This window comes from Pseudomonas sp. EGD-AK9 (genome assembly GCF_000465935.2).
Lineage (GTDB): Bacteria > Pseudomonadota > Gammaproteobacteria > Pseudomonadales > Pseudomonadaceae > Aquipseudomonas.
In genome coordinates, this window is record NZ_AVOF01000629.1 from 1 (window position 1) to 16,407 (window position 16,407).

The 16,407-nt window shown below is 67.5% G+C and carries 15 protein-coding genes; 6 read left to right on the plus strand and 9 right to left on the minus strand.

Annotated features, from left to right (window positions below; translation table 11 throughout):
• Window positions 1–143 precede the first annotated feature (143 nt).
• On the minus strand, window positions 144–1,286 hold the full coding sequence (locus N878_RS21850; protein ID WP_021445653.1) for a glycerophosphodiester phosphodiesterase: 1,143 nt from the start codon (window positions 1,284–1,286) through the stop codon (window positions 144–146).
• Window positions 1,287–1,442: 156 nt separating this feature from the next.
• Between N878_RS21850 and N878_RS21855 the strand changes: the two genes are divergently transcribed.
• Complete coding sequence (locus N878_RS21855) at window positions 1,443–1,964, plus strand: dihydrofolate reductase (protein WP_256218119.1); 522 nt, start codon at window positions 1,443–1,445, stop codon at window positions 1,962–1,964.
• A 21-nt stretch (window positions 1,965–1,985) separates the two neighbouring features.
• Here N878_RS21855 and N878_RS21860 read toward each other — a convergent pair whose 3' ends face one another.
• From N878_RS21860 to N878_RS21890, 7 genes are all read right to left on the minus strand, one after another.
• On the minus strand, window positions 1,986–2,444 hold the full coding sequence (locus N878_RS21860) for a metallophosphoesterase family protein (RefSeq protein ID WP_021445655.1): 459 nt from the start codon (window positions 2,442–2,444) through the stop codon (window positions 1,986–1,988).
• Window positions 2,445–2,542: 98 nt separating this feature from the next.
• Window positions 2,543–4,381 carry a dihydroxy-acid dehydratase gene (ilvD, locus tag N878_RS21865; protein WP_021445656.1) on the minus strand — a complete coding sequence of 613 codons (1,839 nt, stop codon included), beginning with the start codon at window positions 4,379–4,381 and terminating at the stop codon, window positions 2,543–2,545.
• Window positions 4,382–4,618: 237 nt separating this feature from the next.
• Window positions 4,619–5,473 carry an ABC transporter permease gene (locus N878_RS21870; RefSeq protein WP_021445657.1) on the minus strand — a complete coding sequence of 285 codons (855 nt, stop codon included), beginning with the start codon at window positions 5,471–5,473 and terminating at the stop codon, window positions 4,619–4,621.
• Window positions 5,474–5,480: 7 nt separating this feature from the next.
• Window positions 5,481–6,716, minus strand: a complete 1,236-nt coding sequence (locus N878_RS21875; RefSeq protein WP_021445658.1) for an ABC transporter permease — start codon at window positions 6,714–6,716, stop codon at window positions 5,481–5,483.
• Window positions 6,717–6,770: 54 nt separating this feature from the next.
• Window positions 6,771–7,844, minus strand: coding sequence for an ABC transporter substrate-binding protein (locus tag N878_RS21880; protein ID WP_021445659.1), 1,074 nt, complete (start codon window positions 7,842–7,844; stop codon window positions 6,771–6,773).
• A gap of 34 nt (window positions 7,845–7,878) precedes the next feature.
• On the minus strand, window positions 7,879–8,997 hold the full coding sequence (locus N878_RS21885; RefSeq protein ID WP_021445660.1) for an ABC transporter ATP-binding protein: 1,119 nt from the start codon (window positions 8,995–8,997) through the stop codon (window positions 7,879–7,881).
• A 481-nt stretch (window positions 8,998–9,478) separates the two neighbouring features.
• Window positions 9,479–10,675, minus strand: coding sequence for a class I SAM-dependent rRNA methyltransferase (locus tag N878_RS21890; RefSeq protein ID WP_021445661.1), 1,197 nt, complete (start codon window positions 10,673–10,675; stop codon window positions 9,479–9,481).
• Between the two features lie 132 nt (window positions 10,676–10,807).
• Here N878_RS21890 and N878_RS21895 point away from each other — a divergent pair, with 132 nt between their 5' ends.
• From N878_RS21895 to N878_RS21915, 5 genes are all read left to right on the plus strand, one after another.
• Window positions 10,808–11,674 carry an HDOD domain-containing protein gene (locus tag N878_RS21895; protein ID WP_021445662.1) on the plus strand — a complete coding sequence of 289 codons (867 nt, stop codon included), beginning with the start codon at window positions 10,808–10,810 and terminating at the stop codon, window positions 11,672–11,674.
• Between the two features lie 66 nt (window positions 11,675–11,740).
• On the plus strand, window positions 11,741–12,553 hold the full coding sequence (gene mutM / locus N878_RS21900) for a bifunctional DNA-formamidopyrimidine glycosylase/DNA-(apurinic or apyrimidinic site) lyase (RefSeq protein ID WP_021445663.1): 813 nt from the start codon (window positions 11,741–11,743) through the stop codon (window positions 12,551–12,553).
• A gap of 60 nt (window positions 12,554–12,613) precedes the next feature.
• Window positions 12,614–13,192 (plus strand): lysophospholipid acyltransferase family protein, encoded by a 579-nt coding sequence (locus N878_RS21905; protein WP_021445664.1) that lies wholly within the window; start codon window positions 12,614–12,616, stop codon window positions 13,190–13,192.
• Window positions 13,193–13,268: 76 nt separating this feature from the next.
• Entirely contained in the window at window positions 13,269–13,607 is a 339-nt protein-coding gene (locus N878_RS21910) for a hypothetical protein (protein ID WP_021445665.1), read from the plus strand.
• A 75-nt stretch (window positions 13,608–13,682) separates the two neighbouring features.
• The gene (locus tag N878_RS21915) at window positions 13,683–15,521 is read left to right on the plus strand and encodes a Na/Pi cotransporter family protein (protein WP_021445666.1); all 1,839 of its coding nucleotides are present in this window, start codon (window positions 13,683–13,685) and stop codon (window positions 15,519–15,521) included.
• 81 nt (window positions 15,522–15,602) lie between these two features.
• Here N878_RS21915 and N878_RS21920 read toward each other — a convergent pair.
• On the minus strand, window positions 15,603–16,407 hold an 805-nt coding region (locus tag N878_RS21920; RefSeq protein WP_021445667.1), incomplete at its 5' end, for a gamma-glutamyltransferase.

Below are 16,407 nucleotides of genomic sequence, written 5' to 3' on the forward strand. Positions count from 1 at the left end.
GCGGTGCAGGGTGTCGGGTTGCGGGGCGGCGTCAGTCACGCGGCGTCTCGTCGGCCAGATCAGGGGCTGAGGATAACCCCTGATCCGGTCGGGTGCGAATGGCAGCAGCCGTGGCCTTCTCCCGCGGCGGAGAGAGCCATTGATCAGTCGCGTTGGCGCAGGCGCACGGCGATGTCCGGCTGGTCGATGAACAGGCCGTCGATGCCGGTGGCGAGGAAGGCGCGCAGCTCGGCCTCGATATCGCCGCGCTCGGCCGGTTCGCCGCCGCTGCGCAGGTCGGTCGGCAGGAAGGCGTTCTCGGCGCGGAAGGTGTAGGGGTGGACCTTGAGCTTGGCGGCATGGGCATCGCGCACCAGATTGGTGGGGGCGGTGAGCTTGCCGGCGGCGTCGCGCGGGATGATCTGGCTCTTCTCCGGGCCGATGCCGGCGGCGTAGCGGGCGATGGCCCTGAGCCCGGCCGGGGTGCTCATCTGCGCGTAGGTAAGGCCGCTGCCGAGCACCTGCTGGTCATAGGGCTGGCCCTCGGTCCACAGCAGCTGCACCAGGCGTACCTGGGTCAGACGGCTCAGGGTCTTGAGGTTCTCCACCTCGAAGGACTGGATGTACACCGGCGCCTTGGCGCTGTGGTAGCCGTTGCGCTTGAGCACCTTGACCAGCGGCTGCTCCATCGCCAGGCCGATCTGCTGGAAGTGGGTCGGGTGCTTGGTTTCCGGGTACAGGCCGATCACCCGTTGCTGGCTGAGCTGCAGGCTCTTCACCAGGTCGATGATCTCCTGCAGGCTGGGGATCTCGAACTGGCCGTCGAAGCGCGTGTTGCCCGGGCGCAGCTGCGGGATGCGCTCGATGGCGCGCAGGGTCTTGAGTTCGGCCAGGCTGAAGTCCTCGCTGAACCAGCCCTCCAGGCTGACGCCGTCGACCGTCTGGGTGCGCTTGCGATTGGCGAACTCGGGGCGCTGGGAGACGTCGGTGGTCAGCCCCAGCTCGTTGTCGTGGCGCGCCACCAGCTGGCCGTCGCGGGTCATCACCAGATCCGGCTCGATATAGTCGGCGCCCTGCAGCACGGCCAGGGCGTAGGCCGCCAGGGTGTGCTCGGGCACGTAGCCACTGGCGCCGCGGTGGGCGATGACCAGCGGCCTGGCCTCGCCGCGGGGTTTGCCCGGGTGGGCACCGGGCTGCTGCTGGGCCCAGTCGATGGCGGCCTGCACGCTATCGGGCGCGGCGAGGCCGAGGCTCGGTAACAACAGACCGGCGCAGAGCAGCCAGCTGCGAAGCGGTTTGGTCAACATGGTGGTACCTCCTTGCACAGGGATGGAAACCCGAGCCTGCACCGGCAAGGGTGACGATTCTGCTACAGAGGTCCAAGCCTAGACGGTTCTGTGCGGCACTCGGCAAAGCCAAAGGTGGGCTGCGGGGGCGTCGGGCGCTCTGCTATGCTCGCGGCCATGAAAACGACTCTTCCCCTCTGCCTGATCGCCGCCCTCGCCGACAACCGCGTGATCGGCCGCGACAATCAGCTGCCCTGGCACCTGCCGGCGGACCTCAAGCACTTCAAGGCCCTGACCCTGGGCAAGCCGATCATCATGGGGCGCAAGACCTGGGATTCGCTCGGGCGGCCGCTGCCGGGGCGGCTCAATCTGGTGGTCAGCCGCCAGGTCGGCCTGCAGCTCGACGGCGCCGAAGTCTTCCCGACCCTGGACGCCGCGCTGCAACGCGCCGAGGCCTGGGCGCGCGCGGAGGAGGCCGAGGAGCTGATGCTGATCGGCGGCGCGCAGCTGTACGAGCTGGGCCTGGCGCAGGCGGATCGCCTGTACCTGACCCGGGTTGGCCTCGAGCCCGAGGGCGATGCCCACTTTCCCGACATCGATCAGGACGACTGGCGCCTGGCCTCCAGCGTCGAGCACCCGGCGACCGGCGAAAGTCCCTTCTATGCCTTCGAGGTGTGGGAACGGCGTTCGACGCAATGACATAGGTGCGCGCGGCGCCGCCTAGATCAGATCGATGTGCTCCACGCGGATCTGTCCATCCTGCAGATGCAGCAGCGCCAGGCAGATCGGCAGCTTGAAGCGCCGCGGCCCGGCGCTGCCGGGGTTGACCAGCAACAGGCCGGCACGCGGTTCCGCCAGCGGCTTGTGGCTATGGCCGCAGACGGCGACGTGGATGCCGCGGCTGGCCAGGTCGCCGGGCAGGTGGGCGGCGTCATGAGTCATGAACAGACGCACCCCGGCCAGGTCCAGCTCGAGCGATTCCGGTAGTTCCGTCGCCCAGTCCAGACCCTCGTCGTTATTGCCGCGCACCGCGCTGAGCGGCGCGATTTCGCCCAATGCGTCGAGAATCTCCGGCTTGCCGATATCGCCGGCATGCAGGATGTGATCGCAGCCCTGCAGGGCATCCAGCGCCTCGGGGCGCAGCAGGCCGTGGGTGTCGCCGATCAGGCCGATTTTCATGTCTTCCCTCTTCCCCCGTCCCTCCCGCGCAAGCGGCAGCGGGGACAAAGCAAAAGCCCGGCACGGGGCCGGGCTCTCGGGTTCGCTGGTGCTTGCGCTTAGCCGTCCAGCAGTGCCTTGTTGCGCACCGCGCCCTTGTCGGCGCTGGTGGCGAGCAGGGCGTAGGCCTTGAGCGCCGTGGTGACCTTGCGCGGACGCTGTTCCACCGGCTTCCAGCCCTTCTTGTCCTGCACGTGACGGCGGTGCGACAGCTCTTCATCGCTGACCAGCAGTTGGATGGTGCGATTGTGGATGTCGATATGGATCTTGTCGCCGTCTTCCACCAGCCCGATGGCGCCGCCGGCAGCGGCTTCCGGCGAGGCGTGGCCGATGGACAGGCCCGAGGTGCCGCCGGAGAAACGGCCATCGGTGAGCAGGGCGCAGGCCTTGCCCAGGCCCTTGGATTTCAGGTAGCTGGTCGGGTAGAGCATTTCCTGCATGCCCGGGCCACCTTTCGGGCCTTCGTAGCGAATGATCACCACATCGCCGGCCTTGACCTCGTCGGCGAGAATGCCTCTCACGGCGGCGTCCTGGCTCTCGAAAATCTTCGCGGTGCCTTCGAACACGTGGATCGATTCATCCACGCCGGCGGTCTTCACCACGCAGCCGTCGAGGGCGATGTTGCCGTACAGCACCGCCAGGCCGCCCTCCTGGGAGTAGGCGTGGGCGACGCTGCGGATGCAGCCGTTCTCGCGGTCGTCGTCCAGGCTCGGCCAGCGGGTGCTCTGGCTGAACGCGGTCTGGGTGGGGATGCCGGCCGGGCCGGCCTTGAAGAAGGTGTGCACGGCCTCGTCGCGGGTCTGGGTGATGTCCCACTGGGCGATGGCGTCGGCCATGCTCGGGCTGTGCACGGTGGCCACGTCGGTGTGTAGCAGGCCGCCGCGCGCCAGCTCGCCGAGGATGCTGAAGACGCCGCCGGCGCGGTGCACGTCTTCCATGTGGTACTTCTGGATGTTCGGCGCCACCTTGCACAGCTGCGGCACGACGCGGGACAGGCGGTCGATATCGCGCAGGTCGAAATCGATCTCTGCTTCCTGGGCGGCGGCCAGCAGGTGGAGGATGGTGTTGGTCGAGCCGCCCATGGCGATGTCCAGCATCATGGCGTTCTCGAACGCCTTGAAGTTGGCGATATTGCGCGGCAGCACGGAGTCGTCGTTCTCGCCGTAGTAGCGCTGGCACAGCTCCACCGCCAGGCGCCCGGCGCGCAGGAACAGCTGCTCGCGGTCGCTGTGGGTGGCCAGGGTCGAGCCGTTGCCCGGCAGCGACAGGCCGAGGGCCTCGGTCAGGCAGTTCATCGAGTTGGCGGTGAACATGCCGGAGCAGCTGCCGCAGGTCGGGCAGGCGCTGCGCTCGTACTCGGCGACCTTCTCGTCGCTGGCGCTGTCGTCGGCGGCGATGACCATGGCGTCGACCAGGTCCAGGCCGTGGTTGGCCAGCTTGGTCTTGCCGGCCTCCATCGGCCCGCCGGAGACGAACACCACCGGGATGTTCAGGCGCAGGGCGGCCATCAGCATGCCGGGGGTGATCTTGTCGCAGTTGCTGATGCAGACGATGGCGTCGGCGCAGTGGGCGTTGACCATGTATTCCACGGAGTCGGCGATGATCTCGCGGCTCGGCAGCGAATAGAGCATGCCGTCGTGGCCCATGGCGATGCCGTCGTCGACGGCGATGGTGTTGAATTCCTTGGCCACGCCGCCGGCCTTCTCGATCTCGCGGGCGACCAGCTGGCCCATGTCCTTCAGGTGCACGTGGCCGGGCACGAACTGGGTGAAGGAGTTGGCGACGGCGATGATCGGCTTCTTGAAGTCTTCGTCCTTCATCCCGGTGGCGCGCCACAGGGCGCGGGCGCCGGCCATGTTGCGGCCTTGGGTGGAGGTTTTCGAGCGGTAATCGGGCATGACACGGTTCCTGCGGCTGATCAGGTGATGTTCGTATGGTGAGCGTCGACTGGACCGGATGCAAACGGGAGATGGCCGTGCGTTCGGCGGGGGTCACCGGACGTCGCGGGGTGGCCGCGCGTCTGACCCGTGCTCAGGGCCCGCCAGGGGATGGGTGGCGAGGAATGCATGGATTCTACGCCCGCTGTCGCCGCCGAGCCAAGGCGCGGGCGATTGCCGGCGCAGCCGCGCTGCCGCTCAGTTGGGGATTTCGATGCCGCGCAGGCGCTCGGCGCGGCGGCGCAGCAGTTCGATGGTCACCAACAGGGCGATGGACACCAGGATCAGCAGGGTGGCGATGGCCAGGATGCTCGGGTTGATCTGCTCGCGCAGGCCCGAGAACATCTGCCGCGGGATGGTGCGTTGCTGGGGGCCGGCCATGAACAGGATCACCACCACCTCGTCGAAGGAGGTGATGAAGGCGAACAGCGCGCCGGAGATCACCCCGGGGCGGATCAGCGGCATGATGATGTCGAAGAACACCCGCAGCGGCGTGGCGCCGAGGTTCAGCGCGGCGCGCGCCAGGCTGTAGTCGAAGCCGGTGAGGGTGGCGGTGACGGTGATGATGACGAAGGGCGTGCCGAGCGCCGCGTGGGCCAGGATCACCCCCAGGTAGCTGCCGGCCAGGCCGAGGTTGGAGTAGAAGAAGAACATGCCGGCGGCGGTGATGATCAGCGGCACTATCATCGGCGACAGCAGCAGCGCGGTGATGAAGCGGCGATAGGGCATGTCGTCGCGGGCCAGGCCCACCGCGGCGCAGGTGCCCAGGGCGGTGGCGATGACGGTGGCGAGAATGCCGATGAAGAAGCTGTTCTGGATCGCCAGTATCCATTTCGGGTCGTTGAGGATCTGCTCGTACCAGCGCAGCGAGTAGGCCTCCGGCTGCAGGGTGAGCATGCCCTCGGTGAAGCTGAAGAAGGGCTCGGCGTTGAACGACAGCGGCACTATGACCAGGATCGGCAGAATCAGAAACAGCAGCACCAGCCAGGAGCTGGCCTTGAGCAGCCAGCTGCCGAGGTGATGCCAGAAGCCGTAGTAGGCGGGGGTCTTCATCCTGTATTCATCCCAACTTGATATTGCTGGCGCCGACGAAGCGGTCGTAGACCCAGTACAGCAGCAGGATCAGCCCCAGCAGCAGCGAGCCGAGCGCGGCGGCCAGCTCCCAGTTGTTCGAGCGCTGCATGTGGAAGGCGATGATGTTGCTGATCATCTGGCCGTCGGTGCCGCCGACCAGCGCCGGGGTGATGTAGTAGCCCACCGAAATGATGAACACCAAGAGCGCGCCGGCGCTGAGGCCCGGCAGGGTCATCGGGAAGTAGATGCGGGCGAACGCCGGGATCGGCTTGTCGCCCAGGCTCAGGGCGGCGCGCAGGTAGCTGGGGTCGATGCCGCGCATCACGCTGTACAGCGGCAGGATCATGAACGGCAGGAGGATGTGGGTCATCGCCACGACTGTGGCGAACGAGGTGTAGAGCATCTCGAAGGGCTGGCCGATGGCACCGATGCCGATGAGGAAGGAGTTGATCACGCCGTTGGTCTGCAGCAGGGCGATCCAGGCCGTGGTGCGTACCAGGAGCGAGGTCCAGAACGGCAGCAGCACCAGCACCAGCAGCAGGTTGGCGCGGTTTTCCGGCAGCTGCGCCAGGTAGTAGGCCAGCGGGTAGCCGAGCAGGGCGCAGAGCAGGGTGATGACCAGCGCCATGTTCAGGGTCTTGGAATACAGCTGCAGGTAGATCTGCGTGTCCTCGCGCACCTGGATGCCCTGTTCCGGGTGCAGTTCCAGGTCCAGCGCGGTGAGGTAGTAGTCGTAGGTGTAGCGCTGGCCGGCGCGGGCGATGGCGTACCACAGCTCGGGCTTGCTCCAGTTGCCGTGGGCCGCCAGCAGGGTCTCGACGCCCCGCTCCGGCAGGGCCTCGGCATCCAGCCGGCCGATGCGCCGGGCGCTGGACTTGACCACGCTGGACATGCCGGCGAAGGCGCGGTTGAACTCCTCGGCCAGCTTGCCGGACAGGCGCTGCTCGTCGAGGCTGTGCAGCTCGCCGGCGAACACCCGCAGGGTCTGCTCGTCCGGCAGTTGCCTTTGATCTTCCCAGCGCTCGAGTTCGGCCAGGGTCAGCGGAATCAGTTCGGCCACGGTCGGGTGGTGCACGCTGCGCCACAGCATGCTGCCGATCGGGGCGACGAAGGTCAGCAGGATAAAGGCCAGCAGCGGCACCACGAAGAGAAAGGCGGCGAGGCGTTTCTTGCGACGGGCGCTGGCGGCTTGGCCGGCTTCGCTGGTGGTCAGGGATGACAAGGCACTACTCCGTAAAGCGGACCCCTCTTCCACAGGAAGAGGGGTCGGTGCGGGTTACTTCAACAGCCACTCGTTGAACTTCTCGCCGAGCGACTCGCCGTAGTCAGCCCAGAACTCCGAGCCGGCCTGGATGCCCTTGTCCAGGTGGGCGGTGGGCAGGTGCGGCGTGGCGCTCTGGTCGGCCAGCGGCATGGACGACTTGCGGGTCGGGCCGTAGGCCACGTCCGGCATGCCGGCCAGCGGCTTGGAACCGGTGGCGTACTTGATGAACTCCATCGCCAGGTCCTTCTTCGGCGAGCCCTTGACGATGGCCCAGGCGTCGAGGTCGTAGACGTGGCCGTCCCAGACGATCTCGAACGGCTTGTTCTCGCGCACGATGGAGTCGTAGAACCGCCCGTTGGCCGACTGCACCAGCACCGCGCCGCCGTCGTTGAGCAGCTGCGGCGCCTGCGACCAGGAGTCGAACCAGACGATGTCGTTCTTGATGCTGGCCAGCTTGTCGAAGGCGCGTTGCTGGCCTTCCGGGGTGGCCAGCACTTCGTAGACCTCTTCCGGGGCCACGCCGTCGGCCAGCAGCGCCCACTCCATGTTCACCTGCGGGCGCTTGCGCATGGCACGCTTGCCGGGAATCTTGGCGGTGTCGAAGAAGTCCTCGATGCTCGCCGCCTTGGTCGCGCCTACGGTGTTCTGGTTGTAGGCGAATACCACCGACCAGACGATATTGCCCACCGCGCACTCGCTGGCCAGGGCCTCGGGGATGAAGTCCTGGGCGGCCGCGGTGCCGTCGATGCCCGGCGGCAGGGTGCTGTGGTCGAGGCTTTCCAGCAGGCCTTCGGAGCAGGCGCGCTCAAGGTCGATCACCTCGAAGTCGACCACGTCCCACTGGATATTGCCGGACTCGACCTGGGCCTTGATCTCGGCCACGCCGCCGGAATAGTCCTCGAACAGCACCTTGACCCCGCTGTCCTTCTGGTAGGGATCGATCACGTGTTTCTGCTGCGCTGCGCCGTAGGCACCGCCCCAGGAGACCACGGTGAGGCTGTCCTGGGCGCTGGCGCCGCCCGCCGCGAGCCCCAGGGCCGCCAACAGGGCGAAGGTGGAAAAGCTGGTAGTCAGTGATCTAGCCATTGCTGTGCTCCATTTGCTTCTACTAGTTGTGGGGTCAGGGCGTCGTCGGCACTGCGGGGCGATCCAGGGCCTGGCTGTCTTCCGGCAGCCAGGCCAGGTCGACCTCTTCCTGGGCGCTGAGCCTGGGGGCTGAACTGTCGTTCAGGTTCTTCACCACCAGCTCGCTGCCGCTGGCGGTCTCGAAGTGATAGCGGATGTACTCGCCGACGTAGTGGCGGGTGACGAAGCGCGCCTTGACCTGGTTGCCGGCGCCGCCCAGGCGGTCGGTGAAGTTGAGCTTCTCCGGGCGTACCGACACCGTGGTCGGCTGGCCGACCTCGGTGCAGTTGGCCTTGAGCGTGCTGACCAGGCCGCCGTCGGCCAGGCGCACCTCGACGCGTTCCTCGCCGACGCTTTCTATCACCCCGGCCAGCTTGTTGCTCTCGCCGATGAAGTCGGCGACGAACAGATTGGCCGGGCGCTCGTAGAGCACGTGGGGCGGCGCGCACTGCTGCACCACGCCGTTGTTGAACACGGCGATGCGGTCGCTCATGGTCAGCGCTTCGGTCTGGTCGTGGGTGACGTAGATCACGGTGAAGCCGAGCTGCTCGTGCAGGCGCTTGATCTCGAACTGCATCTGCTCGCGCAGCTTCTTGTCCAGGGCGCCGAGCGGCTCGTCCATCAGCACGATGTCCGGGGCGAAGATCAGCGCGCGGGCCAGGGCCACGCGCTGGCGCTGGCCGCCGGAGAGCTGGCCGGGGTAGCGGCCGCCGAAGGCCTGCAGCTCGACCAGGGCGAGGTAGTCCTCGACCTTGGCGCGGATCTCGTCCTTGGCCAGCTTGCGGATCTTCAGCGGGTAGGCGAGGTTCTCGCGGATGGTCATGTGCGGGAACAGCGCGTACTGCTGGAAGACCATGCCGATGTTGCGGTCGTAGGGGGCGATGCTGGTGACGTTGCGGCCGTTGATCAGGATCTCGCCGCTGGTCACGTCCTCGAAGCCGGCGAGCATCATCAGGCAGGTGGTCTTGCCCGAACCGGAGGGGCCGAGCAGGGTGATGAACTCGCCCTTGGCCACGTTGAGGTTGAAGTCCTTGACCACCAGCGTCTTGTGGTCGTAGGTCTTCTTCACATTGGTGAATCGCAGGAACGCGTCGTTCCCAGCCTGCGCAGCCATAGTCCTCCCCATTGCCCATCAAGACAGGCTCGGCTTGTGGCCTCGCCCGTACTGCTTGAGTCGATTCGTCCCTGTCGTGTGGTCCGATCGTTATGTAAATAACCAAAAGCAATAAGCACGCCAGCCGACGAACGGTTGGCCGGCGGCGCTCTGCTCCGCAGGTTAAAGCCTAGTCCAGCCTGGGCGGGATGCGAGGACGGTGTGGGGGGAGGTAACAGCGAGCGGGGCGGGCGGCACCTGCCGACACGCACTCGGCAGGTGCACGCCGCTCGAACGTTGGGCGGCGGGGCGCTGATCGGTACGACGCGTGATCGCGTGGCGGGCGATGCGGCGCACCCGCTGGCCCGCCGCGCCGCCTGTGTGGCCCGGTAGGTTGGCGCTGAGCGCAGCGAAGCCCAGCGGGGCAGGCCGATCCGGACGAACTGCGCGACCAGGTTGGGCTTAGTCGCGGGTTCCTCAGCCCAACCTACGCGTGTATCGCTCAGCTATTGGGCAGCAGGCGCACGGTCAGGCTCTTGATATAGCGGGTCTCGGCGATCGCCGGATGCACCGGGTGATCCGGGCCCTGGGCGCCGCGTTCGAGCAGCTGGATATTGCGGTCCAGGTGGCGGGCGCTGGTCAGCAGGATGTTCTGCAGGTCGTCCTCGGGCAGGTGCATGGAGCAGCTGGCGCTGACCAGGATGCCGTCCTTGGAGAGCAGGCGCATGGCGGTTTCGTTGAGGCGGCGGTAGGCGGCCTCGCCGTTTTTCAGGTCCTTCTTGCGCTTGATGAAGGCGGGCGGGTCGGCGATCACCACGTCGAAGCGCTCCTCGGCGCTCTTCAGCTCGCGCAGGGCGGCGAAGGCGTCGCCCTCCACGCACGTCACCTTCTCACCGACGCCATTGAGCGCGGCGTTGCGCTCGACGCCGTCGAGGGCGAAGGCCGAGGCGTCGACGCAGAACACCTCGCTGGCGCCGAAGGCCGCGGCCTGCACGCCCCAGCCGCCGATATAGCTGAACAGGTCGAGCACCCGCTTGCCCTTGACGTAGGGCGCCAGACGCGCGCGGTTCATGCGGTGGTCGTAGAACCAGCCGGTCTTCTGCCCCGCGATCACCGGTGCCTCGAACTTCACCCCGTTCTCTTCCAGGGCGACCCATTCCGGCACCTGGCCGTAGGCGGTTTCCACATAGCGCTGCAGGCCCTCGGCGTCGCGCGCGCTGGAGTCGTTCTTGAACAGCACGCCGCTGGGTTTGCACACCTGGATCAGCGCGGCGAGCACCTCGTCCTTGTGCGCTTCCATGGTGGCCGAGGCCAGCTGCACGACGAGGATGTCGAAGAAGCGGTCGACCACCAGCCCCGGCAGCAGGTCGGAGTCGCCATACACCAGGCGGTAGCAGGGCTGGTCGAACAGGCGCTCGCGCAGGCTCAGGGCGACGTTGAGCCGGTGCACCAGCAGGGACTTGTCCAGCAGGTGCTTGATGTCGCGCGACAGCAGGCGGGCGCAGATCAGGTTGTTCGGGCTCATGGCGACCACGCCCAGCGGTTTGCCGCCGGCGGCTTCGAGCACGGCCTGGTCGCCGGCGGCAAAGCCGTGCAGCGGGGTGGCGGCGACGTCGATCTCGTTGCTGTAGACCCACAGGTGGCCGGCGCGCAGGCGTCGATCGGCGTTGGCTTTCAGGCGCAGGCTGGGCAGGGACATGGGCGGGCTCCGGGGAAAAAGAGCGGGATTATAGCGGCTCGCGCGGGCGCCCGGCAGTTGCAAAAGTCGGCTGCGGGGGACCCGGGGCTTTGGCTAAACTGTGGCGCATTTCTCACCTGGCACCCACGTCCCATGGCCTACGAACTCACCGCCGAACAGATCCAGCAAGCCCTCCAGGGCATCAGCGTACCGCCGCAGCCGCAGATCATGGTGGACCTGCAGATGGAGCAGGTCATGCCCAACCCGGATCTGAAGAGCATCGCCAAGCTGATCAGCCAGGACCCCGGGCTGTCCGGCGCGCTGCTGAAGATCGTCAACTCGCCGCACTTCGGCCTGGCCAACCGCATCGCCTCGATCCAGCAGGCGGTCAACCTGCTCGGCTGCCACACGGTGATCAACCTGATCAACGCGCAGTCGATCAAGGGCGAGCTGACCGACGAGGCGATCCTGGTGCTCAACCGTTTCTGGGACACCGCCCAGGACGTGGCCATGACCTGCCTGACCCTGGCCAAGCGCCTCGGCTACCACTCGCCGGACGAGGCCTACACCCTCGGGCTGTTCCACAACTGCGGCATCCCGCTGATGATCAAGCGCTTCCCCAGCTACATGACGGTGCTGGAGGAGGCCTACGCCAGCGCCAGCGACGAGCGCCGCGTGGTCGACACCGAGAACCGCCTGCTCAACACCAACCATGCGGTGGTCGGCTACTTCACCGCACGCTCCTGGCGCCTGCCCGAAGCGCTGTGCGAGGTGATCGCCAACCACCACAACGCGCTGTCGATCTTCGCCGACGAAACCGGCCGCGACGCGCCGCTGAAGACCCTGCTGGCGATCCTCAAGATGGCCGAGCACATCTGCGAGAGCCACCGTGTGCTCGGCGCCCAGCCGGAGGACCTGGAGTGGCGGTATATCGAGCAGCCGATCCTGGAGTACATGGGGCTGTCCGCCTACGACTTCGAGAACCTGCGCGAAAGCATTCGCGACCTGGCGGTGCTGTAGCGGCCTACCGTTGTACGCGCCGCTCCTGCTAAGGTGGCGCTCCGCCGTTTTCCCAGCCGTACTGCCATGCCCGAACTGCCCGAAGTCGAAACCACCTGCCGCGGTATCGCCCCCTATCTGATCGGTGAGCGCGTCAGCCGCGTGATAGTGCGCGAGCGCCGCTTGCGTTGGCCTATCCCCGAGGATCTGGACGTGCGCCTGTCCGGCCAGCGCATCGAATGCGTCGAGCGCCGCGCCAAGTACCTGCTGATCAAGGCCGAAAGCGGCAGCCTGATCGGCCACCTGGGCATGTCCGGCAGCCTGCGCCTGGTCGAGTGCGGCCTGCCGGCGGCCAAGCACGAGCACGTCGATATCGAACTGGAGTCCGGCCTGGCCCTGCGCTACACCGATCCACGGCGTTTCGGCGCCCTGCTGTGGAGCGAGGACCCGCTGCATCACGAGCTGCTCAGCAAGCTCGGCCCGGAACCGCTGGGCGCGGACTTCGACGGCGAGCGCCTGTTCCAGCTGTCGCGTGGGCGCAGCATGGCGGTCAAGCCGTTCATCATGGACAACGCCGTGGTGGTCGGGGTCGGCAATATCTACGCCAGCGAGGCGCTGTTCGCCGCCGGCATCGACCCGCGCCGCGCGGCCGGCTCGATCTCGCGGGCGCGCTACCTGAAACTGGCGGAGGCGATCAAGCGCATCCTCGCCCATGCCATCGAGCGGGGCGGCACCACCTTGCGCGACTTCGTCGGCGGCGATGGCCAGCCCGGCTACTTCCAGCAGGAGCTGTTCGTCTACGGTCGCGGCGGCGAGTTCTGCAAGCTGTGCGGCAGCACCCTGCGCGAGGTCAAGCTGGGCCAGCGCGCCAGTGTCTACTGCCCGCGCTGCCAACGCTGAACGAGGTGCCGGCGGATTAGGCGGTGCAGGCATAACAACAAGAACTACCGAGGTTGATCGATGTCCGGTAACTATTTGCCGCGCAATCCGGCCGCCGAATGGCTGGGGCGCAGCGTGCTGAAACTCATGGGGTGGCGCATCGAGGGACAGTTGCCCCGGCTCGACAAGTTCGTCGCCATCGGCGCCCACCACACCTCCAACTGGGACTTCGTGATCTTTATCGCGCTGAAGTTCGTCCTGCGCCTGAACGCCCGCTGGTTCGGCAAGCACAGCATCTTCCGCTGGCCGTTCGGCGGCCTGATGCGCGCCTGGGGCGGCATCCCGATCCGCCGCGAACGGCAGCGCAACACCGTGGAGCAAGCGGTGCAGGCGTTTCGGGACAACCGCGAATTCATCCTGGTGCTGTCGCCCGAGGGCACGCGCAAGAAGGTCGAGCGCTGGAAGATGGGCTTCTACCATATCGCCCTGGGCGCGGGCGTGCCCATAGTGCTGGGCGCGCTGGACTACCAGAACCGCCGCGTGGTGATCGGTCCGACCTTCCAGCCCACCGGCGACGAGCAGGCCGATCTGGCGGCGATGCTGGCGTTTTTCCGCCCCTACGTGCCGAAAAAGCCGCAATACGCCTTTCATGGCGATTGACGCCCGTCACGCTGACAATTACCAATGCGCTGTTATAGTTACTGGCACTTTCCCGAATAACCTGAAGGATCGCCCCATGAAACCGTTTCGCACGACCGCTGCTGTCCTGGCGCTGACCTCTGGCCTGCTGGCACTGCCGGCGCAGGCGGAAGTGGTGCAGCAGAACGTCAGTGGCGACCCCCTGTATACCGTCGAGGCGCCGAAGGGCTATGCCATGATCGGCGACCTGGTGATCGCCCGTCCGCTGCTGATCGGCGCCACCGCCATCGGCGTCGTGGCCTTCGTCGTCAGCCTGCCGTTCACCGCCCTGGGCGGCAATGTCGGTGAGGCGGCCGAGGCACTGGTGGTCGAGCCGGGCAAGGAAGCCTTCGTGCGCTGCCTGGGCTGCACCAGCAGCGGCTACAAGCACGACTGATTCGTTCGGTTGCATGACCGCGGCCTCTCGCTCCCTAACGGGGCGAGGGGCCGTTTGCGTTAGGGAGGGCGGGCGATGCGTTATCTGCGCTGGGTGATCCTGCTGCTGGTGGTGCTGGGCTTGGCCGCCTCGTTCTGGTTCAGCGAGGGCTGGCTGCAGCTGTGCGCCGGGCTGGCGGTGTTCCTGTTCGGCATGCAGTGCCTGGAGGAGGGGCTGCGTCAGCTGGCCGGCAGCAAGCTGGAGCAGATCCTCGGGCGCAGCACCGCGACGCCCTTCAAGAGCCTGCTGTTCGGCGTCGGCGGCACCCTGCTGCTGCAATCCAGCACCCTGGTCTCGCTGCTGACCATCGCCTTTATCAGCACCGGGCTGATCCAGCTGGCCGGCGGCATCGCCATCCTGTTCGGCGCCAACCTCGGCGCCACCAGCGGCATCTGGTTGCTGGCGCTGGCCGGGCAGAACCTCAGCCTCAGTCCCTTCGCCCTGCCGCTGCTGGTATTCGGCGTGCTGGCCGGTTTCGCCGGGCCGAAGAGCAAGGCGGCCGGGCGCATCGTGCTGGGCGTCGCCTTCATCTTTATCGGCATCGACCAGATCAAGGACGGCTTCGCCAGCTTCGGCGACGGCCTGGACATGAGCGGCTATCAGGCGAGCGGTCTGCGCGGCGCGCTGCTGTTCACCGCCATCGGCCTGGCGATCACCGTGGTGCTGCAATCGAGCCACGCCGCCCTGATGCTGACCCTGGCGGCGCTGGCCGGCGGCCAGCTGGAGCTGGGCCAGAGCCTGGCGATCGCCATCGGCTCCAATATCGGCAGCAGCGTCACCACCGCCTTCGTCGGCTCGCTGGGCGGCAACCGCAGCGGTCAGCGCCTGGCCCTGGCCCATGTGCTGTTCAACATCACCACCGGGGTGCTGGCCTTCTGTCTGCTCGGCCCGCTGACCTGGCTGGTGCAGGCCCTGGCCGAGCCCTTGGGCCTCGGTGACAACAGCCTGATCCAGCTGGCGATGTTCCACACCCTGTTCAACGCCATGGGCGTGGCGCTGTTCTGGCCGCTGCAGGGACGCCTGGCGCAGCGGCTGATCCGCTGGTTGCCGGAGCGGGCCGAGCCGCAGGTGCTGATCACCGAACTGGCGGCCGAGCCGGTCGCCGAGCCCGAGCGCACCCGCGCCCGCTACCTCAGCGAGCGCGCCCTGGATTCGGTGGACGCCGCCTCCGGCGCGGTGGTGCAAGAGCTCGGCCACCTCGGCCGGCTGAGCCTGGAGGTGATCTGTCATGCGCTCTACCTGCCGGTGGATCAGCTGGCGCGCAGCCGGGTCGACGACCAGCTGCTGCAGGCCGGGCCGGCGCACGGCGGCTTCGATGCCGAGCACCTCTACCAGTTCCATATCAAGGGGGTGTACGGCGATCTGCTGAGCTTCATGGGGCGCATGGAGCTGCCGATGGACGAGGCGCACCAGCGGTTCTGGGTCAGCTGCCAGCTGGCCGCGCTGCAACTGGTGGATGCGGTCAAGGACGCCAAGCACCTGCAGAAGAACCTCGGCCACTACCTCGACGCGCCGCCCTCGGCGGTGCGCGAGGCCTATGTGGAGCTGCGCCGCCACCTGCTCGTCACCCTGCACGAGGTGCGCGAACTGGCCCGCTCGGAGCTGCCCGAGGAGGCCTGGCAGGCGCGTTTGCGCTGGCTCGACGAGCAGGCGGCGGAGTTCGACGCGACGTTTCGCCAGCGCCTGTTCGCCGAGGTGCGCAGCGGCCGCCTGGACGGCCTGCAGACCAGCTCGCTGATGAACGACCTGGGTTATGTCAGCCGCATCTTCCAGAGCCTGCGCAACGTGCTGATGCTCGGCGACGAGCAGGCGTTGTTCCGCGAATTGCGGCGGCTGGGCGATGAAGGCAGTGGGCCGCTGATCCTATCGCCTTGACCGACAGGCCCTGGCCCGGATGGCATCCCGGCTACACCGGCTGCCGGTGCGAATGGGGCCTTGCGGTGCGCACGGCGCACCCTAGGGTATGGCCTCGCCGATACCGCGCGGGTCGCTGGCCGCCTGCACCTCGCCGCTGACCTTGTCCCACAGCAGCACCTGCTGATTGCCGTACTGCCGCTCCAGTGCCTTGAGCTGGTGGCCGCGGGCCTGCAGCTCGGCGATCTGCGCGGCGCTGAAGGTATCCGGTTCGTGCTCGATCACATCCGGCAGGAACTGGTGGTGGTAGCGCGCCACCGCCGGCCAGCGCGCGATGGGCTGGCCGTCCAGGTATTCGAGCATGGCCAGCAGCACCATGCTGGGGATGCGGCTGCCGCCTGGGGTGCCGAAGGCGGCGAAGGCCGCGTCGCTCTCGATAAAGCTCGGGCTCATGGACGACAGCGGCCGCTTGCCGGCGGCGATGGTGTTGGCCGGGCTGCCGGCCAGGCCGTAGGCGTTGGCGCCCTGGATATCGGCGGCGAAGTCGTCCATCTCGTCGTTGAGCAGCACGCCGGTGCCGGGCACGGTGAAGGCGGCGCCGAACGGCAGGTTGATCGACAGGGTGGCGGCCACCGCGTTGCCCTCGGCGTCGAGCACGGCGAAGTGGGTGGTGTGGTCGCCTTCGTGCCAGGTGCCGGCCGGCGGCAGGCTGGCGCTGGGGGTGGCGCGTTCGGGGTCGATGCTGCCGGCCAGCACCGCCAGGTGGCCGGGCGAGAGCAGTCGTTCGAGCGGGTTGGCGACGAAATCCGGGTCGCCGAGCAGGCCGCGGTCGCGGTAGGCGCGGCGCAGCGCCTCGACCACATAGTGCACGCGCTGCAGCGGCTCGGCCTCGCGCCAGGGCAGCTGG

Coding starts and splice junctions, on each gene's coding strand:
- N878_RS21885 (WP_021445660.1), bottom strand. CDS start 8,997: ATGGCTGCGCAGGCTGGGAACGACGCGTTCCTGCGATTCACCAATGTG.
- N878_RS21915 (WP_021445666.1), top strand. CDS start 13,683: ATGCGTTATCTGCGCTGGGTGATCCTGCTGCTGGTGGTGCTGGGCTTG.
- N878_RS21855 (WP_256218119.1), top strand. CDS start 1,443: ATGAAAACGACTCTTCCCCTCTGCCTGATCGCCGCCCTCGCCGACAAC.
- ilvD (WP_021445656.1), bottom strand. CDS start 4,381: ATGCCCGATTACCGCTCGAAAACCTCCACCCAAGGCCGCAACATGGCC.
- N878_RS21850 (WP_021445653.1), bottom strand. CDS start 1,286: ATGTTGACCAAACCGCTTCGCAGCTGGCTGCTCTGCGCCGGTCTGTTG.
- N878_RS21880 (WP_021445659.1), bottom strand. CDS start 7,844: ATGGCTAGATCACTGACTACCAGCTTTTCCACCTTCGCCCTGTTGGCG.
- mutM (WP_021445663.1), top strand. CDS start 11,741: ATGCCCGAACTGCCCGAAGTCGAAACCACCTGCCGCGGTATCGCCCCC.
- N878_RS21910 (WP_021445665.1), top strand. CDS start 13,269: ATGAAACCGTTTCGCACGACCGCTGCTGTCCTGGCGCTGACCTCTGGC.
- N878_RS21895 (WP_021445662.1), top strand. CDS start 10,808: ATGGCCTACGAACTCACCGCCGAACAGATCCAGCAAGCCCTCCAGGGC.
- N878_RS21905 (WP_021445664.1), top strand. CDS start 12,614: ATGTCCGGTAACTATTTGCCGCGCAATCCGGCCGCCGAATGGCTGGGG.
- N878_RS21890 (WP_021445661.1), bottom strand. CDS start 10,675: ATGTCCCTGCCCAGCCTGCGCCTGAAAGCCAACGCCGATCGACGCCTG.
- N878_RS21870 (WP_021445657.1), bottom strand. CDS start 5,473: ATGAAGACCCCCGCCTACTACGGCTTCTGGCATCACCTCGGCAGCTGG.
- N878_RS21860 (WP_021445655.1), bottom strand. CDS start 2,444: ATGAAAATCGGCCTGATCGGCGACACCCACGGCCTGCTGCGCCCCGAG.